The sequence below is a fragment of the uncultured Winogradskyella sp. genome, assembly GCF_947496485.1.
Taxonomy (GTDB): Bacteria; Bacteroidota; Bacteroidia; order Flavobacteriales; family Flavobacteriaceae; genus Winogradskyella.
In genome coordinates this window covers 1,403,689-1,421,954 of the sequence record NZ_CANMCZ010000001.1, presented here as the reverse complement: position 1 = coordinate 1,421,954, position 18,266 = coordinate 1,403,689, and the positions used below count along the sequence as shown (strand labels likewise).

The 18,266-nt window shown below is 33.2% G+C and carries 18 protein-coding genes; 9 read left to right on the top strand and 9 right to left on the bottom strand.

What is annotated here, in order from left to right:
- Window positions 1-6 precede the first annotated feature (6 nt).
- The 9 genes from Q0822_RS06080 to Q0822_RS06040 all read left to right on the top strand — a co-directional run bounded on the left by Q0822_RS06080 (window position 7) and on the right by Q0822_RS06040 (window position 9,935).
- Window positions 7-2,493, top strand: coding sequence for an FG-GAP-like repeat-containing protein (locus tag Q0822_RS06080; RefSeq protein ID WP_299121477.1), 2,487 nt, complete (start codon window positions 7-9; stop codon window positions 2,491-2,493).
- A 68-nt stretch (window positions 2,494-2,561) separates the two neighbouring features.
- Complete coding sequence (locus Q0822_RS06075; protein ID WP_299121475.1) at window positions 2,562-3,476, top strand: ABC transporter ATP-binding protein; 915 nt, start codon at window positions 2,562-2,564, stop codon at window positions 3,474-3,476.
- Window positions 3,477-4,383: 907 nt separating this feature from the next.
- Complete coding sequence (locus tag Q0822_RS06070) at window positions 4,384-5,757, top strand: PcfJ domain-containing protein (RefSeq protein ID WP_299121473.1); 1,374 nt, start codon at window positions 4,384-4,386, stop codon at window positions 5,755-5,757.
- Between the two features lie 45 nt (window positions 5,758-5,802).
- On the top strand, window positions 5,803-7,194 hold the full coding sequence (locus tag Q0822_RS06065; protein WP_299121470.1) for an RtcB family protein: 1,392 nt from the start codon (window positions 5,803-5,805) through the stop codon (window positions 7,192-7,194).
- 5 nt (window positions 7,195-7,199) lie between these two features.
- Window positions 7,200-7,772, top strand: coding sequence for a hypothetical protein (locus Q0822_RS06060; protein WP_299121468.1), 573 nt, complete (start codon window positions 7,200-7,202; stop codon window positions 7,770-7,772).
- A gap of 5 nt (window positions 7,773-7,777) precedes the next feature.
- On the top strand, window positions 7,778-8,473 hold the full coding sequence (gene prfH, locus Q0822_RS06055; RefSeq protein ID WP_299121466.1) for a peptide chain release factor H: 696 nt from the start codon (window positions 7,778-7,780) through the stop codon (window positions 8,471-8,473).
- A gap of 4 nt (window positions 8,474-8,477) precedes the next feature.
- Window positions 8,478-9,008, top strand: coding sequence for a tetratricopeptide repeat protein (locus Q0822_RS06050; RefSeq protein WP_299121464.1), 531 nt, complete (start codon window positions 8,478-8,480; stop codon window positions 9,006-9,008).
- A 46-nt stretch (window positions 9,009-9,054) separates the two neighbouring features.
- Entirely contained in the window at window positions 9,055-9,603 is a 549-nt protein-coding gene (locus Q0822_RS06045) for a 3'-5' exonuclease (protein ID WP_299121462.1), read from the top strand.
- A 17-nt stretch (window positions 9,604-9,620) separates the two neighbouring features.
- Window positions 9,621-9,935 (top strand): hypothetical protein, encoded by a 315-nt coding sequence (locus tag Q0822_RS06040; protein ID WP_299121460.1) that lies wholly within the window; start codon window positions 9,621-9,623, stop codon window positions 9,933-9,935.
- Window positions 9,936-9,985: 50 nt separating this feature from the next.
- Here the strand turns inward: Q0822_RS06040 and Q0822_RS06035 are convergent, their stop codons facing one another.
- Genes Q0822_RS06035 through Q0822_RS05995 form a run of 9 tightly spaced genes read right to left on the bottom strand, consistent with a single transcriptional unit; the run spans window position 9,986 to window position 18,197 of the window.
- Window positions 9,986-12,238, bottom strand: a complete 2,253-nt coding sequence (locus Q0822_RS06035) for an MMPL family transporter (protein ID WP_299121458.1) — start codon at window positions 12,236-12,238, stop codon at window positions 9,986-9,988.
- Window positions 12,235-12,807, bottom strand: a complete 573-nt coding sequence (locus Q0822_RS06030) for a 4'-phosphopantetheinyl transferase superfamily protein (RefSeq protein WP_299121456.1) — start codon at window positions 12,805-12,807, stop codon at window positions 12,235-12,237. The genes Q0822_RS06035 and Q0822_RS06030 overlap by 4 nt, the downstream gene beginning before the upstream one ends.
- Window positions 12,807-13,058, bottom strand: coding sequence for a phosphopantetheine-binding protein (locus Q0822_RS06025; protein WP_299121454.1), 252 nt, complete (start codon window positions 13,056-13,058; stop codon window positions 12,807-12,809). The genes Q0822_RS06030 and Q0822_RS06025 overlap by 1 nt, the downstream gene beginning before the upstream one ends.
- Window positions 13,059-13,080: 22 nt before the next feature.
- On the bottom strand, window positions 13,081-14,355 hold the full coding sequence (locus Q0822_RS06020) for a beta-ketoacyl-[acyl-carrier-protein] synthase family protein (RefSeq protein WP_299121452.1): 1,275 nt from the start codon (window positions 14,353-14,355) through the stop codon (window positions 13,081-13,083).
- Window positions 14,352-14,789, bottom strand: coding sequence for a hydroxymyristoyl-ACP dehydratase (locus Q0822_RS06015; protein WP_299121449.1), 438 nt, complete (start codon window positions 14,787-14,789; stop codon window positions 14,352-14,354). The genes Q0822_RS06020 and Q0822_RS06015 overlap by 4 nt, the downstream gene beginning before the upstream one ends.
- 1 nt (window position 14,790) lies before the next feature.
- Window positions 14,791-15,843: a type III polyketide synthase gene (locus tag Q0822_RS06010; protein ID WP_299121445.1), complete on the bottom strand. Its 1,053-nt coding sequence runs from the start codon at window positions 15,841-15,843 to the stop codon at window positions 14,791-14,793.
- Complete coding sequence (locus Q0822_RS06005; protein ID WP_366125098.1) at window positions 15,844-16,617, bottom strand: methyltransferase domain-containing protein; 774 nt, start codon at window positions 16,615-16,617, stop codon at window positions 15,844-15,846.
- Entirely contained in the window at window positions 16,554-17,684 is a 1,131-nt protein-coding gene (locus tag Q0822_RS06000; protein WP_299121440.1) for an NAD(P)/FAD-dependent oxidoreductase, read from the bottom strand. Before Q0822_RS06000 ends, Q0822_RS06005 begins: the two co-directional genes overlap by 64 nt.
- The gene (locus Q0822_RS05995) at window positions 17,685-18,197 is read right to left on the bottom strand and encodes a YceI family protein (protein WP_299121436.1); all 513 of its coding nucleotides are present in this window, start codon (window positions 18,195-18,197) and stop codon (window positions 17,685-17,687) included.
- Between the last annotated feature and the right edge of the window lie 69 nt (window positions 18,198-18,266).

The window sequence follows — 18,266 nt, the reverse complement described above, 5'->3', positions numbered from 1 at the left end:
ACTAATATGAAAAAATCATTACTCCTAACTGTTCTTTTAAGCTTAGTTTTTGTTAGCATTAAGGCACAAGTATTAAATCAGGATGCCAACTGGCCCAATGAAAATTGGTCGCTCTCTGGTAGTTACGACGCAACATATCTTTATGAAGACCCTACCACAAATGGTGGTTCCACATCATTTTCTTTCGATGATGATGATGCCGGAAGTGCTTCAATTAACAACGTAGCTGTTGAATCTCCTGTAATCAATCTTACTAATGCAGTTAATGCTGGGGAAACTGACATTGTCGTTTCTTTTCAATACGTATTTCGAATTTTTCAAACAGAAAGCTTAAGATTACAATATTGGGATGAAGATGGCGCCTCATGGATAAATTGGGGAAGCGCACTTAATGAAAACAGTAATGTTAGTAATAGTTTTTGTAGTGATACTCCAAGTGGTTTTAATAGTGATCTCTTAGATATTTCATCATTCACACCTAATCAGTTACAAAACTTTCAATACCGCATTTCTTATGATGATAATGGTTCTTTTGGGTGGGGTTTTTGTGTGAATACCGTAAATATCACTTCAATTTCACCTCCTGCTTGTCCAAATGTTAATACTGTTTCAGTAAACAACATCACGGCTACAACAGCTAATGTTAATTGGATCGCTGGCGGAACTGAAACAGTTTGGGAAGTTGCTGTAGTACTAGCTACTGAACCTACTCCAACAACTGGAATTTCTACCACGAGCAGTTCTTACGTTTTAACTAACCTCTCACCAGCAACAGACTATAGAGTTTGCGTAAGAGCGGATTGTAATGCGGAAGGCTATAGCCTGTGGGAATGTCAAACATTTACAACAGGTGTGGATCTATCTGATTATCCTGTTACTTTTACCACAAATCCAATCAATGCCAGTGAAATATATGATATTGCTCTTGTAGATTTAAATGGTGACTTTTTAGATGATGTTGTTTCTGTAGGTTCGAGTAATATTAATGTGCATTACCAGCTTTCATCTGGTGGGTTTAGCGTAAGCAATATAAATATAACACCATCATCGGACTTCAATTCTCCTAGTTGGAGCCTCGCTGCAGGTGACTTTGACCGTAATGGATATAACGACCTCTTATACGGTGGTGGCTCTGGTGTTACATTTATGAAAGCCAATAGTTCTGGTACAGGTTATACCGAAATCTCAGGACCTGACTATGTTTTTTCTCAACGCTCTAATTTTATAGATATTAATAATGATGGACATTTAGACGCCTTTGTTTGTCATGATGTAGAAGCTAATGTGTACTACATTAATGATGGTTCTGGCAACCTAACCTTTTATCAAGGAGAGAGTGCTGGTGTTGTGCAGAATGGATTGGGTCTAACACCAGGTGGTGGTAATTATGGTACCGTTTGGATAGACTATGACAATGATCGTGACATGGATTTGTTTATAGCCAAATGTAGAGGAGGCTCTACAACTATAAGCACAAATGAATTATGGCGAAACGATGGTAATGGTGTCTTTATTAATGTTGCAGACAGCAATGGTTGGTACAATACAAATTATCCTGGAGTTGGTCACAACAACTCCTCAAATCTAGGGGACAATATACAAACTTGGTCTTCTGCTTGGGCAGATTTTGATAATGACGGAGATATGGATGTTTATGTTGGAGCAAGCAGCACTACTAATGGAGATACTAAGTTAATGCAAAACAACGGAGATGGCACCTTTACAGATGTTACAGCTGGTTCTGGAGTATTAGCAGCCGCTTTGGGTATAGAAAATGCTCCTGCCGATTTTGATAATGACGGTTTTGTTGACATTCTAACTAATGGAGATATCTTATTTAATAATGGGGATTTTACATTTACAAATTACTCAGCAAATGTGCCACCAAGTGGAGCAATAGGCGACACCAATAATGATGGGTTTTTAGATATTTTTAGAAATGGTAATATCTACTTAAATAATACTAACGCAAACAACTGGGTAAAAATAAATACAGTAGGAACAATAAGTAACATAAATGGTATTGGTGCAAGAGTTGAAATAGAAACACCTGCAGGAATACAAATAAGAGATGTAAGAAGTGGTGAGGGCTTTGAGTTTATGAGTTCATTGAATACGCACTTTGGTATCGGCTCTGAAACTGCAATTAATAGCATTACAATTTATTGGCCTTCTGGCACTGTGGATTTAATAGCAAACCCTGCAATTAATACAACTCACAATATTGTTGAGGGCTCTGCTTTAAGTGTTATTGACGAAACTCTTATCGATGTTTCCATTTATCCTAATCCTGTGGAAGATGAGCTTACAATTAAGACATCAGGAAATGTAATCGATAAAATAGCTACAGTTTTTGATATCAATGGAAAACGAGTTCTCAATATGAAGCTTAAATCTAATATTATAAATGTTTCTAGTTTAACAAGTGGAATTTACTTTTTGAGACTAGAATCAGAAGGAAAAATTATGAAGCGAAAGTTTATAAAGAAATAGACCTTTTCGTATTAAATATTACAAACCGTTTGAGAAATCAGGCGGTTTTTTTGTGCTATTTTTGCAATATGCTTCAAGTAAAAAATGTCACTTTTGGATATTCTAAAACTAAAATTTTAAAAGCTATTGACTTTAGAGTTAACGCTGGTGAAAACTTGGCTATTATTGGAGAAAGCGGATCCGGAAAAAGCACATTACTCAAACTTATTTATGGTGAATACGATTTAAAAGAAGGGCAAATCTTTTGGAAAGACACCGAAATTCTCGGACCAAAATACAATTTAGTCATTGGCTATGATTTTATGAAATACGTTACTCAAGAATTTGACTTAATGCCTTTTATTACGGTTGAAGAAAACATCGGCAAATATTTATCTCGCTTTTATCCTAAAGAAAAACAGAAACGCACAAAAGAACTTATAAAAGTAGTAGAGCTCGAAGATTTTTCTAATACTAAAGTTAAAAATCTTAGTGGTGGGCAAAAGCAGCGTGTGGCATTAGCAAGGGCTTTGGCTAAAGAGCCTGAAATCCTATTGTTAGATGAACCTTTTAGTCATATCGATAATTTTAAAAAACAATCCTTACGACGGAAAGTTTTTAAACATCTAAAAGAAAATAACATTGCCTGTATAGTCGCTACACACGATAAAAACGATGTCCTTGGTTTTGCTGATGAAATGATAGTGCTTCATGACTCTAAGATAATAGCTAAAGACTCACCTCAATACTTAAACAATAATCCAAAACTACCGTTGATTGCTTCTTTCTTTGGTGAATTTAATGTTATTAAACCGTATGGAATTGTATATGCGCACCAACTTAAAATTGTAGAACATTCAGACTTAAAAGCAGTTGTAAAGCAATCTTATTTTAATGGGAATTCTTGGTTGATTGAAGCTGAGTATAATTCTGAATCTATATTTATAAAGCACAAAGACGAATTAGAAGAAAATTCGAAAATTCAGTTTATTGTCTCCTTATAATAACTTATTCACGTCTTCAGTTTGTTCAAAAATGGAAAATTAACTATCGTATCACTTAATTCTGTTACTTTAAAAGGACTAATATAATAGAATAATTCAAACTTAAAATCAACGAGCATAATTTTAAGCAGTTTTTAATTTCAAAAAAAAAATCACATATTTGTACCAACAAAAAGTAAAAAATTTAATCTATGACGCTACATAAATCAAAATATCGGATGCTGAAAAGCTATTTCTGTAGTGTAGAGAAATAGGTAAAAACAAGACATATTCAAGTTAAAAAAGCATCCTCAAAAAAAAGGATGCTTTTTTTATTAATTTTTTTTGAAATTGATACTAATGTATGCCTAAAACACAAATAGCTACACTTCAGTTTGTTAGATAATCTGCCATATGCGGATTAGGATTCAACACCCTAAATTCAACTTAAATTACTGGTTTTCAGTAAATTAAATTCAAATTTTATTTGGAAGTTAAAAATATTCCTCTTTATATTTGCATCGCAATACCGCAACAAATAATTATTAAAACGAAGTAACATGTTTAATACCAATGTAAACAAAAGTATGACCAGAGAACTAGGTTCTTTAACATACACGCTTCGAGACATCTTTCCAGATAAATAGATATCTATTTTCATCATACAAAGAGTCCGAAGCCAAAACGTTTCGGACTTTTTTGTATGCCTTTCTTTCAAAAAAAGTTACGGCTTAAAGTTTCGAAAAAAACAATTATTCGAACAGAACCCTTTTGGGATATTATCTGAAAGCCATTGCTATGCCAAAAGCTTTCTAACTAAATAGTAAAAGCCAGACTAAAATATGATTATAGATACATACCATTTAACAACATGTATTAAAAATTTAAGTGGCTTTACATAGACAGTAATCTTGTAAAGAACTTTAAAATGAAAACAAATTGGAACACACAGAACAAGAACATACAAAGTGCTAATTATTTAAAATTAGTTGAAAAGATATATTGCGAAAACAATAAACCTACGCGTTACAATGGTTCTATAGAATCAATGCTTCGTGAGTTTTTCTCTAAAACCAGTAAGAAAAAATACACTTGGAAAAGAGAAACTTTTAAGAGGCTATTAATTCACTTATATAACCAAAAATGCTACGCATTATTAAGAAATTATGACAGCGTAAATGTTATACACAACATAAGCGCCTTTGGAAATGGAATAGTAAGACCTATAGAAAACTGGAAAAAAGAGACTGTAAATGAAAATGACCAGCTAAACTCGGTAATAAGACACTGTTTTGCGTTATATGAAGCGCCAAAGTTTTTAGAAAATTCATTTTATCAAAGTGAAAAAAAATATATGCTTTGGTACGTTCAATTAGGAAAAGGAAAAAGTATAAAAAACTTGTCCAACATGCCAATAAAGCCAACAGCTAAAATGGCTCACGAGTTTAGAAATGCACCTTCTTTTCTTTCTGTTAATGAAGCTTTACGATATGCTCAAGCTGTAGGTTTTGGAGCCTCAACGAAGACCGCTAAAATGCTTGCGTTTTCAAGATTATCAATTATAAGAGAAGATCAAGAAGATTTTTGGGCGTCAGTTATTATGTTTTTTTCAAAAGAAGAAGATTTAAATGTGAATGAATTAGATGGCATCGTAGATTATCTGTCATATAAATATCGTGAAGACAGTTCATTTTCAATGAAAAGCCGAACATTAAAAGCATTATTGAATCAAACTCAAGAATGGCATCGTAATGTTTACTTAAAAGAAAAAGGAGACACCTTTTCTTGGAATTCATCAGGAATTAAGCCTTTGTATTTTGAAGAAATTGTAGATAATAAAAAAGTTGTTTATAAAACTGAAGAACTATTAAGTTCAGCAGAACTTTATGATGAAGGCAATGAAATGCAACACTGCGTTTCTGAATATGACGACGATTGTGACGAAGGAAGATGTTCAATTTTCTCTTTGCGACAAGAAGTTGAGGGAAAACTAATAAAGCGTTTAGTAACACTAGAAATAGAATTACCAAGCAATGTAATAGTTCAAGCTAAAGCAAAGTGTAATCAAGAACCTGATAGTAAATCTGTTGAATTAATAAATTACTGGATTAATAACTCCCAGGTGAGACGAAAAAAAGAAATGGAATATCAAAGACAGAATCAGCCTCAAGTTCAGCAACAGGCATATGCTAGACTTGTTGAACGGAGACAAATGACCAAAAATCAAGATTATGATTCAGCTTTAGTATTGAAAATAATCTTCTGGATTTTGTATATCCTCTTTCGAATAATGATGAATTAAAAATGAGAAGGTGATTTTTTCGCCTTCTCTTAAAAAACTAAAACAATGGGAAAGAAATTAAGCGGAAAAGACTTAATCAAATTAGGCTTTCCAAAAAATAATAGTATTAACGTGACTTTAGGTCAGATTAATCGCTATCAAAAACGTGTAAAGAAAGAACGCATATTAGAAGACGCAAAAAAAGTATTACTAAATCCAGAAAACTATAAAGGAGATGGTGTTTGGGGGAAAATAGCAGAAAGCCTGCTCGACCCAGTAAATGTGACAAAACAAAAATTAAATACACATCGTGCCCCATTTCAAATTTATGGAGAGAACGAGATTAACGAGCAAGCGAAGTACCAATTGTACGATGCTTTAAAATTACCAATTGCTGTTGCGGGAGCCTTAATGCCAGATGCACATGTTGGTTATGGCTTACCAATTGGTGGTGTATTAGCAACAAAAAACGCTGTGATTCCTTACGGAGTTGGTGTAGATATTGGCTGTAGAATGTGTTTAACCATTTATCCAGTAAAAGCATCTTATCTAAAAGGCAAGAAGCATCAATTGGAAAACATTTTGTCCGAGCATACCAAATTCGGGATGTACGAAACACACAAAGTAAAACACGATGATTCAGTTTTTGAACGTGAAGAATTTAAAACTATTCCACTAGTAAAACGCCTAAAGGATAAAGCCTATAAACAATTAGGAACTTCTGGCGGAGGCAATCATTTTGTGGAGTTTGGCGTCATCACTATTATAGATATTAACAACGAATGGGATTTACCAGTAGGCGAATACCTAGGTGTTTTATCACATAGTGGCTCACGAGGATTGGGTGCAAACATTGCAAAACACTATACATATTTAGCAACAAAGCAATGTCCATTACCAAAACACGTACAGCATTTAGCGTGGTTAGATTTAAACACACACGACGGACAAGAATACTGGTTAGCTATGAATTTAGCTGGTGATTATGCAAAAGCTTGTCATGATGATATTCATAAACGTATTAGCAAATTATTAGGAGAGAGACCTATTGCTAAAATAGAGAATCATCACAATTTCGCTTGGAAACAAGACGTCAATGGACAAGAATGCATCGTGCATAGAAAAGGAGCAACACCAGCAAAAAAAGGAGAGCTAGGTATTATTCCAGGATCTATGACAGCGCCAGGATTTATAGTTAGAGGATTAGGTAATACAGACAGTTTGCAGTCAGCATCACATGGAGCAGGACGCTTATTATCTAGACGACAATGTAAAATGACATTAACGCAGAGTGCAGTAAAAAAAGAACTGCAAAAGCATGAGGTTTCTTTAATAGGAGGCGGAATCGATGAAGCGCCAATGGCATATAAAAACATTGAAACTGTAATGAAAAATCAACAAGAGTTGATTGAAGTTATTGGCAAGTTTACACCAAAGATTGTGAGAATGGCTAAGTAGATATTTTGATAAAAAAGAAAATTATGGGAGCAAATCATAACATAAAAAGATACGAAGAACAATGGCCAAGCTATAGAATAGAACAAGGTTTGGACATTTTAAATAAATTAAAAGCATGGATTATTATTTCAGGAGGTTGGGCTTGGCACTTTATGTCACCAGAAAACCACACAGAATATAAACATGCGCACGATCATAAGGATATAGACATTTTTGTACATCCAAAAGATGTTGCAGAAGTGATGGTAATACTGGCGAAAGAAGACTTTAAAAAAGTATGGACACGATATGACCATATGCCGAGTAAAGAGAATTTTAGACGTTACGAGAAAATCGAATGGCTAGAAACAGGAAAACAAGTAAGAATTACTATTGATTTTTTTGAATCTGCCTCAGTAGAAACAATAACAGTAAATGGCAGGACCTTAGTTGAGCCAAAAAAGTTGTTAAGCTACTACTCTAACATTCACTCTAGCGATAAATGTTGGGCTGTAAAAGCAGCTTTAAGATTAATTGCGAAAGGTAAAAGCCCAATTGGCAATGTGTTGCTTTCTAAAAATCCTTTAGAAAAAGTATAGAAAAAATGGACACAAAAATTATACAAATAACGGCTGGTCGAGGACCAACAGAGTGTTGTTGGGTTGTGGCTCAAGTTCTAAAACGATTTTTAGAAGCTGTAAAAAAAGAACAGATAGCTTATAAAATCATTCAAAGAGAAAAAGGAAGAGAGAACACTACCTTACAATCGGTTACTATTCAATTAAAAGGAAAAAATCTAGAAGCTTTTCTAAATGAATGGATAGGAATAATACAGTGGATTGGAAAGTCAAAATCTAGAGTATATCACAAAAGAAAAAATTGGTTTATCGGCATTTATGAATTACCGAAACTAAACAAACTTCAAATTGATGAAAAAGATATTTCATATCAAGCCACCCGTAGTTCAGGACCAGGAGGACAACATGTAAATAAAGTGAGTTCTGCTATTAGAGCTATTCACAAACCAAGCAAAATACAAGTGTTGGTTATGGATAGTCGTTCACAACATCAAAATAAAAAAATAGCAAAACAGCGCTTACAAGAAAAGGTAGGTGAATTACAATTAGAAGCATTAAAAACGAGCGTAAAAAACCAATGGGAAAACCACTTAAACATAGAACGTGGAAATCCTATACAGGTTTTTAAAGGTTCAGATTTTAAAAAGAAGACAATTGTAAAAACGTATAAAAAACAACGCAATGCATTAAAAAATGAATTGCAGAACGAATTAAATAATTAAAACAATGGACACGAATTTGTTAAACAACTACGTGCTTAAAGCTATAGATGCTTATCCATACGAACTAGAAGAAACTGTAGAAAATCTAAACTACGCTTTGTCTTACGAAAGGGATAATGCTTATGCGTTATTTCTCATGGGACGTTTACAGGCCGAACAATTCGGTGATTACGAAAAAGCCAAGCAATATTATGCAGAAGCTTTGGCAAATAAAATGGATTTTCACAAAGTGTATTCAAAATACATTCTGGTTTTAATATGTAACGAAGATTACGAGGAAGCTCAAAAACTAATTGACTTTGCACTTACCGTAAAAGGTTTAAACAAAGGCGAAGTTCACTTATATCAAGGGCAGCTTTTCGAGAATCTTCAAGCGTACAAAAAAGCTTTAAAAGCATTTAAAAAAGCGAAACTTTTTGGATATGACGATAGATTTATTAGTCATATCAATTCTGAAATTTCAAGAATTAAAAACAAAATGAACCCAAAGAAGAAAAAATCTAAAAGCAAAAAGAAGAAGAAAAAAAAGAAATAACCATTTACCATTCCTGCGTAGGCAGGAATCTAAAAATATAGAAAACATGAATAAAAATAAAATAATAGTAATAGATCTCAAAGCCACATGTTGGAACGGTAAAATTCCTCAAGGGCAACGTAGCGAAATTATAGAAATCGGTATTTGTGAACTCAATACAAAAACTGGAGAAATCACAAAGAATAAAGGCATTTTAGTAAGACCCGAACGGTCTAAAGTAAGTCCCTTCTGCACAGAACTAACAACAATAACTCAAGATTTGTTAGAAGCAGAAGGTATTTCCTTTCAAGAAGCCTGTACGAAGTTAAGAGAAGATTACAATGCCCATCATTATACTTGGGCTAGTTATGGCGCTTATGACTTAAATATGATGAAAAACCAGTGTACAATCAAAGGTATAGATTACCCTATGTCTCAAAACCATATAAATGTAAAAATACTGTTTTCAGAAGTCAAAGGTTTACAACGAAAAGTAGGAATGAAAGGCGCTTTAGGTATTTTAGAAATACCATTAGAAGGCACGCATCATAGAGGAATTGACGATGCAAAAAACATTGCTAAGATTCTACATTGGTGTTTAAAACAAAACATATAATTAAAAAATAATATAATATGAAACGACAAGAATTACTCAAACGATTCCTTACAGAAACGGACAAAACAGGACGATTCATTGTAAGCTCAAAAATTACAGGTATTACTTATTTTGTTGAACCTATAGACAACGGAAAACCGGATAAATTATGGGGAGACGTTGATCCTGCAACAAATAAATTAACTGGAGACTATGGCAACAAGGTTATTGGGGCTGTAAGGGAACAAGATTCTTTAATAACCGAGAATAATGGGTTTGTAAACATTTTAACCTTCAAAGGAAGTCCCTTAGGCGAAATAGATCGAAGAGATAAAATCTATGCAACTCGATAAGTTCTTTAAAATAATGAGCGTCCGGCTTAAAGTTGGACGCTTTTAATTGTCTACTTATCAAACTTCTTCAGCAAAGCAGGCAAATAAAAGATATCTGTTATCAAGGCAATAGCCACAGTAACCGCACAAAGTAAGCCAAAATCTCTTACAGATGGGGTTGTACTAGAGGCAATGATTAAAAAACCACCAACCAAGGCTATAGTTGTAGAAAAGAGCGCACTCCCTGTATAGCGCATAGCGTTATTCATACGTTCTTCTGGTGTGCCAATTATGGTTTTACTCCTTCTGTATTTATAAACTAAATGAATAGTGTCATCCATTGCAATACCCAACATTATTGGTGTAATCATGGCTGTTGTGACATCCAATGGAATATCTAACAGACTCATTAATATTGCTAAAATCGCTAAAGGCAAAATATTAGGAATCAATACTAAAAGTGTAGTTCTGAGACTTCGTATAAAAATCCACAAACATAAAAATGCCACAAAAAAAGCAGCAAAAAACGACTTAAACTGGGTTTCTAATATAAAGTTATTAAGTTGCGCAAATACTACGGCAAATCCGTTTATCTTAAGTGCATAATCATTGGTGTTGAATGATGCTTCAAAAGCAATTTTTATATCCTCTAATACTTGCTCTAATTCTGAAGTTTTCATTTCACTTAAAGTCAATGTAAAACCAGCTGTACTTAAGTCCTCAGAAAATAGTTTGAAAAAGTTGTTGTCCGTGTTTTCTACCGCAGCCAAAGTATTCTTAATTTTATCTTCAGATACATTTGACTGAAACAGTACAGGTGTTCGTTTTTCTAAGAATGATTTAAAATTAATTACTGAAACAGGATTAGAAATAAACGCATTGCTTTCAAGCGTATTCTGGAACTTTTCTAATGCTTTCATGGCGTCTTTATACAATATGCTTTTGCCATTTTTAGTTGATACATTGATTTGTAATCTATTACTTCCGCCTAATTCAAACTCAACTGTTCTCAAATCTTGTTTTGCAATGCCTTCAGCCAATAGATCGCGAGAATTAGTGTCTATTTTCACCTGAAAAATAGAATACAACCCAAAAAGCAATACTAGTGTAAAACCTGTTATTATTGAGTTTTTATATTTAGATGTAAATCCATTCAACCAATTTATAACTCCAGATTGACTGACTTTTTTAAGACTAAGAAGTGGTTTTGCCACATCGAAATTAAGAGTCATAAAACTAAAGCCAATAATAGTAATGACATATACTAATACAAAGCTTAGAATTAAACCGACACAAGTAAACACACCCATATTTTTAAATGCAGGTAAAGGAGAGAGGTAGAGTGCAAAATACCCTACGAAAGTTGTTAAAGTTGTATAAAAACAAGGTGTGAAACTTTTTCTAATTGCTAAGGTCAATAGCTCAACTTTAGATAACGATTTATTCTGTAGTCCTTCTTTATGATATATGTTAATAATGTGTACGGCGTCACTAACACTGTAAACCATCAGAATGGTTGGAATTAGCATAGAAATCATATTCAATGCAAAGCCTAGGGAAGTAATCAATCCAAATAATAAGGATACTGGTACTGCAACCGATAATAATGAAATAATAAGATAACGTTTACTTGGCAACAAGAATAACAGCATTAATGTAATCACTAAAACGGTTAGCAAACCAAAAACCAAGCTTTCTTTATATATACCTTTACTGTAAGCTTCGTTTAAAACAGGTGGTCCTGTTAAGTAATAATTAGAATAGTGTTTTTCTATAATGGAACGAATTTCACCAGCAATATCTTGTCGCTTTTCTTCAATTGTTGGTGTGGGATTCATCTGCACATAGAAGAACTGATTTTTGTAATCTTTAGTGACCAACTGAGATGTGATATTCGGCATTTTTGAAAATAGACTTTTTAAGCCTTTTTCACTACGCTTTGAGTTATATAGATTATCGAAGTTAATAGTATTGTTCGCATAGATTGGGTATTTAGCTTTTGCTAAACTAAATGTGGTTTTTACATACGGAAGTGCTTCAATATTAGAGTGTAGTGCATTTAAACTTTTTAGTTCTGTTTCACCAATGGCATTTCCAACAGGAAGCATTACAATGAAAATCTCATCTGAACCAAAATCGGTTTGAAAATCAATATAAGCCTTGTAGCTTGGATCATCCTCTAAAAACCAAATTGAAAGTGAGTTGTCTACGCGTAATTTTTTAACCGTTTGGTATCCTGAAAATCCCATAAGAAAAGCGAGAACAACAATAATCGCTATCCTATATTTGATAATAATCTCTATGGTATGTTTTAATTGTTTCATGAGTATGAAATCGCATAAGCACCATAATTTCCATGGTGACTTATTGAAATTTTAACAGGAAGTTTTTTTGAATTCTGATAAACTAAAGGGACTCCAAAAGTTGTTTTAACAACGTTTAAGTCTTGTTTGGAAATTTTAAAATGCGTAGCTATTTTTGAGAGCAAAGCCACTTTTATCTGTCTACTTTTAATTTTAGAGAAATCTGATAATACATTATATTCTGAATCTAGTTCGCTAAACTTCAAACGCGCTTCTGATATGATGTATTGAGATGTAATTCTAGATTTTACATAACATCTGAAATTTTGAAATCTCACCACTCTAAAATATTCTTCATCAGAACATTCAAAACCCTTTGGATTATAGAATCGACTTGGATGTAGTTGTGTGTATAATTTATATGCAGCCTCTTTCATAGACCACAATTTCCAAACCATTAGAAATGAATTATCTGAGTTAAGAATAATATGCTGTTCTTTGTGTGTGAATAGTTTGTCTAAAAACCGAGGTCGTTGCCAATTAGAACTTTTCTGTGCTTCAACAATATCAATAATATCATTGCCAACCATTAGGCGTCTAATTTTGTGTTTATAATGATCATCGCTGCTTTTACATCAAGCATTTTTTCCATGTCTTCGTTTTCCAAACGGATATCAAACTCATCTTCAATGTCTAAAATAATATCAACTAAATTGGCCGAATTTATTTTTAAATCATTAACAAAGTCTGTGTCTTCAGATAAGTTTTTAAAGGCCTCTTCATCTTGAATATAAGGGGCAACTATTGTCTTTAGTTTAGCAATTAATTCATCTTTAGTCATAGCACAAATTTATGATGTAAAGTTACGCTATATATCGCTTAAATAAAACACATGCATTTACATCACCAAATCCAAAACTTGCTTTAACCATAACATCAAAATTAAAATCTATTGTCTTTGTTAAAATTTTTGACTTATCAATCAATTGAGTGATTTCTGAGTTTAAATCTTCGCAATTAATATTTGGTGCCGCAAATTGTTCGGATAGTTGAATAATACTAGCCACACATTCTATAGCGCCTGCTGCGGCTAAACAATGACCAATCATAGATTTAGTAGAGTTAATAAACGGAAAATCAATACCTTTTCTATTTAATGCCTTTGCCCAGTTATCAATTTCCAAAGCGTCTTTGGATGTAGCTGTTAAATGTCCATTAATAACATCTATTTCACTCGCCTGTATATTAGCATTTAAAAGCGCATTTTTTATACAATTTTGTACAGCTTCTGCGTTCGGTGCGGTTAATGTACCTCCTTGGCGTTGTCCACCAGAATTCACTTCACCACCCAAAACTTCCGCGTAAATAAAAGCTCCGCGTTCTAAAGCACTTTCTAAGGATTCTAAAACCAATGCACCTGCTCCACTACCAGGCACAAATCCCGAGGCTGATGCACTCATAGGCCTTGAGCCTTCTTCAGGACTTTTATTATGCTTATAAGTCATAACACGCATGGCATCGAATCCTCCCCAAATATATGGACCGTCATCACTGCAGCTACCTACTAACATACGTTTTGCTTTACCATTTTGAATACGATCAAATCCCATTAATAAAGCCTCTGTGCCTGTAGAACAGGCTGAAGAATTTGTAGTAACCTGATTTCCTAAACCAAGCATTCCGCTAAGGTATGCACTTACTCCACTCGCCATAGTTTGTAATACCACTGTACTGCCCAAACGCCTTACATTGCCTTCATCTAATTTATAAATAGCTTCACGAAATTTCTCAACACCTGAAGTTCCTGTTCCAAAAATAAGTCCTGTGCTGTAATCTAATTCGCTTTCAGCATCTATTGTAAAACCTGCATCTTTCCATGCATCAATTCCAGCCATACAACCATATAAAATTCCAGAGCTATTGAAACCTCTTAATTGCAAATCTGTAAAGTAATTTAATTTCAATTCGTTTGTGACCTTAGGTATACCACCTATTTGACAAGAAAAATTGAGGTCTTTGAGCTTTTGATGAAATGTAATACCAGATTTGCCTTGTTTTAAAGCTTGTGTAAACTTATAAACACCTATACCATTTGGTGCAACAACTCCTAGACCTGTTATTACTACTCTTTTCTTCATGCTTTTAACATTCCTGAAATACTTCCTCTACAAACCAGTTCTCCTTTTTCATTCATCATTCTCACTTTACACTTTAGTTTATTGAAACGAAACGTCTCTTTCTCTGAAATCACTTTTACTTTTTCATTTGGAAACACTGGTAGATAAAAATCCATTTGGTGAGACGTCAATGCTATTTGTGGTTTTGAAGATTGGGCTAATTTATCTTTTAATAAGTATATTCCTAAACACACTAAACCAATTTGTGCCATGCACTCTGTTAGAATTACTCCCGGTGTTATTGGATTCTCTTTAAAATGACCTTTATAAAACGATTCCTCTTTTTTAAATCTATAAAACCCTGTAATTCCTTCTTCTGAAATCGTATCTATACTATCAATAAACAAAAATGGTTTTTGATAAGGTAGTAGTGCTATGATTTTATCTATATCCATATTACCACTCTAATAAAATACGCTGTGCAGAAAACCCAGGTCCAAAGCTGAGCATTATACCTTTGTCCCCTTTAGGCAAGTCCCTATCCATAAAACGCTCTAATACATACAAAACAGTGGCACTACTCATATTGCCATAAAGTCTTAAAACTTCTTTTGTGTCATTAATATTCTTGCCTAGAGCACCAAATAGATCCTCAACGGTTTGTACTATTTTTTTGCCTCCTGGATGAAATACCAAGTGGTCTATATCTTCTATAGATAAATTATTGCGTTCTAAAAAAGGATGAATTATCATGGGAAAATGGTCAGCAATAGTTTGCGGTACAGATTGGTCTAGCACCATTTGTAATCCTGTGTTTTTTAACTTAAAACCCATCATGTGTTCAGCATCAAAAAAGTGATACATCGCTTCATCTTTAATTTCTGGCCCAACCTCATCTTCATAAGACGATAAAATGACGCTTGCACAACCATCACCAAAAATTGCAGCACTCACTATATTCACCATAGAGTAATCATCAAGTTGAAAAGTCGCTGTGGGCGATTCTACCGCAATGACTACTGCACGTTTATTAGGGTTTGCTTTTAAAAAATTCTTAGCATATAGAATACCTGAAACACCTGCTGCACAACCCATCTCAGTAACTGGTAGTCGTACAATATCTTGTTTCATTTTTAATCGATTTATTAAATAAGCATCCAAGGACGGAATCATAATTCCTGTACAACTTACTGTAATGATATAGTCGATATCTGTTGATTTTAGTTTCGCTTTATCTAAAGCTTTTACTAAACTTTTCTCAGCTAATTTTATAGATTCTCTTATGTAAATGTCATTTTTTTCTTCAAAGGAAGTTTTTAAAAACACCTCTCCAGCGTCCATTATAGAATAACGCTTATCGACAGCAGCATTTTCGAAAATCTTCAATACTTTTCTTTTAAAACGATCTTCTTGACCCTCAAGCCATAATTCTACAAAAGGTAAAATATCTTTGGTCTCTCTTGTGTATTTTGGAAGTTGCTTTGCAACTGATATGATTTTTACAGCCATTTAGGTTTTAATTAGCCATTGGTAACGGAATGCCCATTTCCAACGTATTTCTGATTTGAGTTTTAAATTTTCTGAAATTTGTTCTAATTCTTTTCTTTTAAATGCCCTTAAAATAGATGTTAATCCATCTTGAACTATCATATGATTTGAAATTACCAATCCCAATAATTTAAACAGTCCGTAAGCTAATTTATTTCGTTGCAAATCATTAACTACAACACCCAATCTAGCTTTAGAAGAAGTGTTTTTTAAAAGTGTGTTTATTTCTGCTTCGTTAAAATGATGTAAAAACAATGTGGAAAGGGCTATATCATAATCTAGATTATTAAAATCTTCTGAAAAAATATCTATATTTTTAAACGAGACTTCTCCATATTTTGAGGAAAGCTCTATAGCATAATCAATGGCGTCTTGATTCGCATCTATTCCTACAAGATTAAAACGATAACCGTTCTTTCTTCCAAAATCAGCAATCAACCTTAAAATATCACCATGTCCACAACCTAAATCTATAATTGTGTAGGTTTTATCTTTTGACTGATTACTCAATAATTTCTTAATACCATCTAAAGTTACATGATTACCCCCTAACCATTTGTTTATTTTACCAAGCTTATCTAAAGTATCTCGTAGCAATTCCCCCTTCATAGAAAAATCATCCATGAGCTCGGTTTCTTTGCTCCTATATGTGGTGTCAATAAACAAACCCATTACACTTTCATAGGTTTTCCATGAGTCATTTTTATAATTAATGGTATTAAAAAAGGAAACCATCTTAACACTATTAATAACTTAGGCGCCAACCAATTTTGCCTAAATAAATAAGCGATAGTATGACCAACCTTTAAGCGCAAACTAAACGTGTTTTTCCAATTTTTGGTATACGATTTTTCCAAAGCTTCCCTTGTTGCGATTTTTCCTTTAAGATAATCAATTATTAGCTCTGATGCTAATTGTGCACTTCTAATCGCCATTCCCATACCATTTCCGCACAATGGGTGAATCATTCCTGCCGAATCTCCACACATTAATATGTGATTCTCAACAGCGCTTTTTGTTTCAAATGAAATTTGAGAAATGGTTAACGGCTTTTCGAATTCTAAATTAGAATGCTGAAATAACTGCTTTAAGGCCAAGTTCTTAAATAGTATTTGTTCTTGAAAAGCGTCGATATTCTTATATTTTTTAAACGTACTATAATCCGCAATGTAACATAAGTTGATGTGATTATTTTCAACCTTTGACACACCACAATAACCACCTTTAAAATTATGAAGTGCTACTTTATCTTCAGGAAAACTTCCAGAAACATGAACTTTTACGCCTAAATAAGGTGATTTTTTCTTTATGAATTTTCGTTTTAGTTTTACATCTAAATTAGAACGCTTTCCAAATGCTCCTATCACTATTCTTGATTGATGCACTTGTTTTGATTGCATTTCAACTTGAAACGTATCTCCATATAGCTTAACTTCATTTACCAAATCCTGAAGCACAATAACTCCATTCTTTAATGCCAACTGATAAAGTTGGTAGTCCATTTCATAGCGGCTCATTCCAAAGCCTCCAAGAGGTAATTTAGCCTCAATATTCTTATTATTGTGAGTTGTTAATTGAAATTTTGAAATACGTTTTGCGCCAAATTTAAATGGGTTAAAGTCTAAAAAATTCAGGTACGGTAAAACTTCGTTCGAAACATATTCGCCACAAACTTTATGTTTTGGGTAATTGTTTTTTTCTATTAATAAAACTTTGGTGTCGTTTTGAGATAAATGAATAGCGCTAGTCAATCCCGCTAATCCACCACCTATAATAATTACATCAAAATCTTCATTACTCATCTAAAATTCTTGATAGTATATCACATTAACTTTCACTGTTTTACTCATTACAAAACTACCTCCACCAACATCATAATTTTGTCTATTAATCTCAAAACTTGAAGTGATTTTATATTTATCTCCCTCTTTTTCTACTGCAACTGGAATGGTAATTGTTTTTGTTTTTCCTTTTATGGTGAGGCTGGCTTTAACGTTATATGTGGTATTAGTTTTTTTAGTTATAGCTGTACTTTTTAATGTAATGTATTTATGATTCTCAACATCAAAATAATCTTCTTCTAAAAGGTGTTCATCTCTACTATCAATGCCTGTTTTAATTGAAGAAGTTGTAATTTTTCCTGAAAGATTTTTAAGTTCAAAACTCGCATCAAGATCTGCATTAATTGTAAATGTATTGAAATACCCATCGACCGTTATACCTACGTTTTTTATTTCAAAATCTACAGAAGATTTTTGTGCAAAACTAAAGGCTGATAGACATATAAAGCATATAAAAATTAATCGTGTTTTCATAACAGTTGTTCTATCGTAAAGTTACTCCAATTATTTGACAAGATATTATAACAAAAACGTCATTCCCAG

Coding starts and splice junctions, on each gene's coding strand:
- Q0822_RS06020 (WP_299121452.1), bottom strand. CDS start 14,355: ATGAAGAAAAGAGTAGTAATAACAGGTCTAGGAGTTGTTGCACCAAAT.
- Q0822_RS06065 (WP_299121470.1), top strand. CDS start 5,803: ATGGGAAAGAAATTAAGCGGAAAAGACTTAATCAAATTAGGCTTTCCA.
- prfH (WP_299121466.1), top strand. CDS start 7,778: ATGGACACAAAAATTATACAAATAACGGCTGGTCGAGGACCAACAGAG.
- Q0822_RS06010 (WP_299121445.1), bottom strand. CDS start 15,843: ATGGCTGTAAAAATCATATCAGTTGCAAAGCAACTTCCAAAATACACA.
- Q0822_RS06000 (WP_299121440.1), bottom strand. CDS start 17,684: ATGAGTAATGAAGATTTTGATGTAATTATTATAGGTGGTGGATTAGCG.
- Q0822_RS06050 (WP_299121464.1), top strand. CDS start 8,478: ATGGACACGAATTTGTTAAACAACTACGTGCTTAAAGCTATAGATGCT.
- Q0822_RS06080 (WP_299121477.1), top strand. CDS start 7: ATGAAAAAATCATTACTCCTAACTGTTCTTTTAAGCTTAGTTTTTGTT.
- Q0822_RS06070 (WP_299121473.1), top strand. CDS start 4,384: ATGAAAACAAATTGGAACACACAGAACAAGAACATACAAAGTGCTAAT.
- Q0822_RS06025 (WP_299121454.1), bottom strand. CDS start 13,058: ATGACTAAAGATGAATTAATTGCTAAACTAAAGACAATAGTTGCCCCT.
- Q0822_RS06045 (WP_299121462.1), top strand. CDS start 9,055: ATGAATAAAAATAAAATAATAGTAATAGATCTCAAAGCCACATGTTGG.
- Q0822_RS06075 (WP_299121475.1), top strand. CDS start 2,562: ATGCTTCAAGTAAAAAATGTCACTTTTGGATATTCTAAAACTAAAATT.
- Q0822_RS06035 (WP_299121458.1), bottom strand. CDS start 12,238: ATGAAACAATTAAAACATACCATAGAGATTATTATCAAATATAGGATA.
- Q0822_RS06030 (WP_299121456.1), bottom strand. CDS start 12,807: ATGGTTGGCAATGATATTATTGATATTGTTGAAGCACAGAAAAGTTCT.
- Q0822_RS06005 (WP_366125098.1), bottom strand. CDS start 16,617: ATGGTTTCCTTTTTTAATACCATTAATTATAAAAATGACTCATGGAAA.
- Q0822_RS06015 (WP_299121449.1), bottom strand. CDS start 14,789: ATGGATATAGATAAAATCATAGCACTACTACCTTATCAAAAACCATTT.
- Q0822_RS05995 (WP_299121436.1), bottom strand. CDS start 18,197: ATGAAAACACGATTAATTTTTATATGCTTTATATGTCTATCAGCCTTT.
- Q0822_RS06040 (WP_299121460.1), top strand. CDS start 9,621: ATGAAACGACAAGAATTACTCAAACGATTCCTTACAGAAACGGACAAA.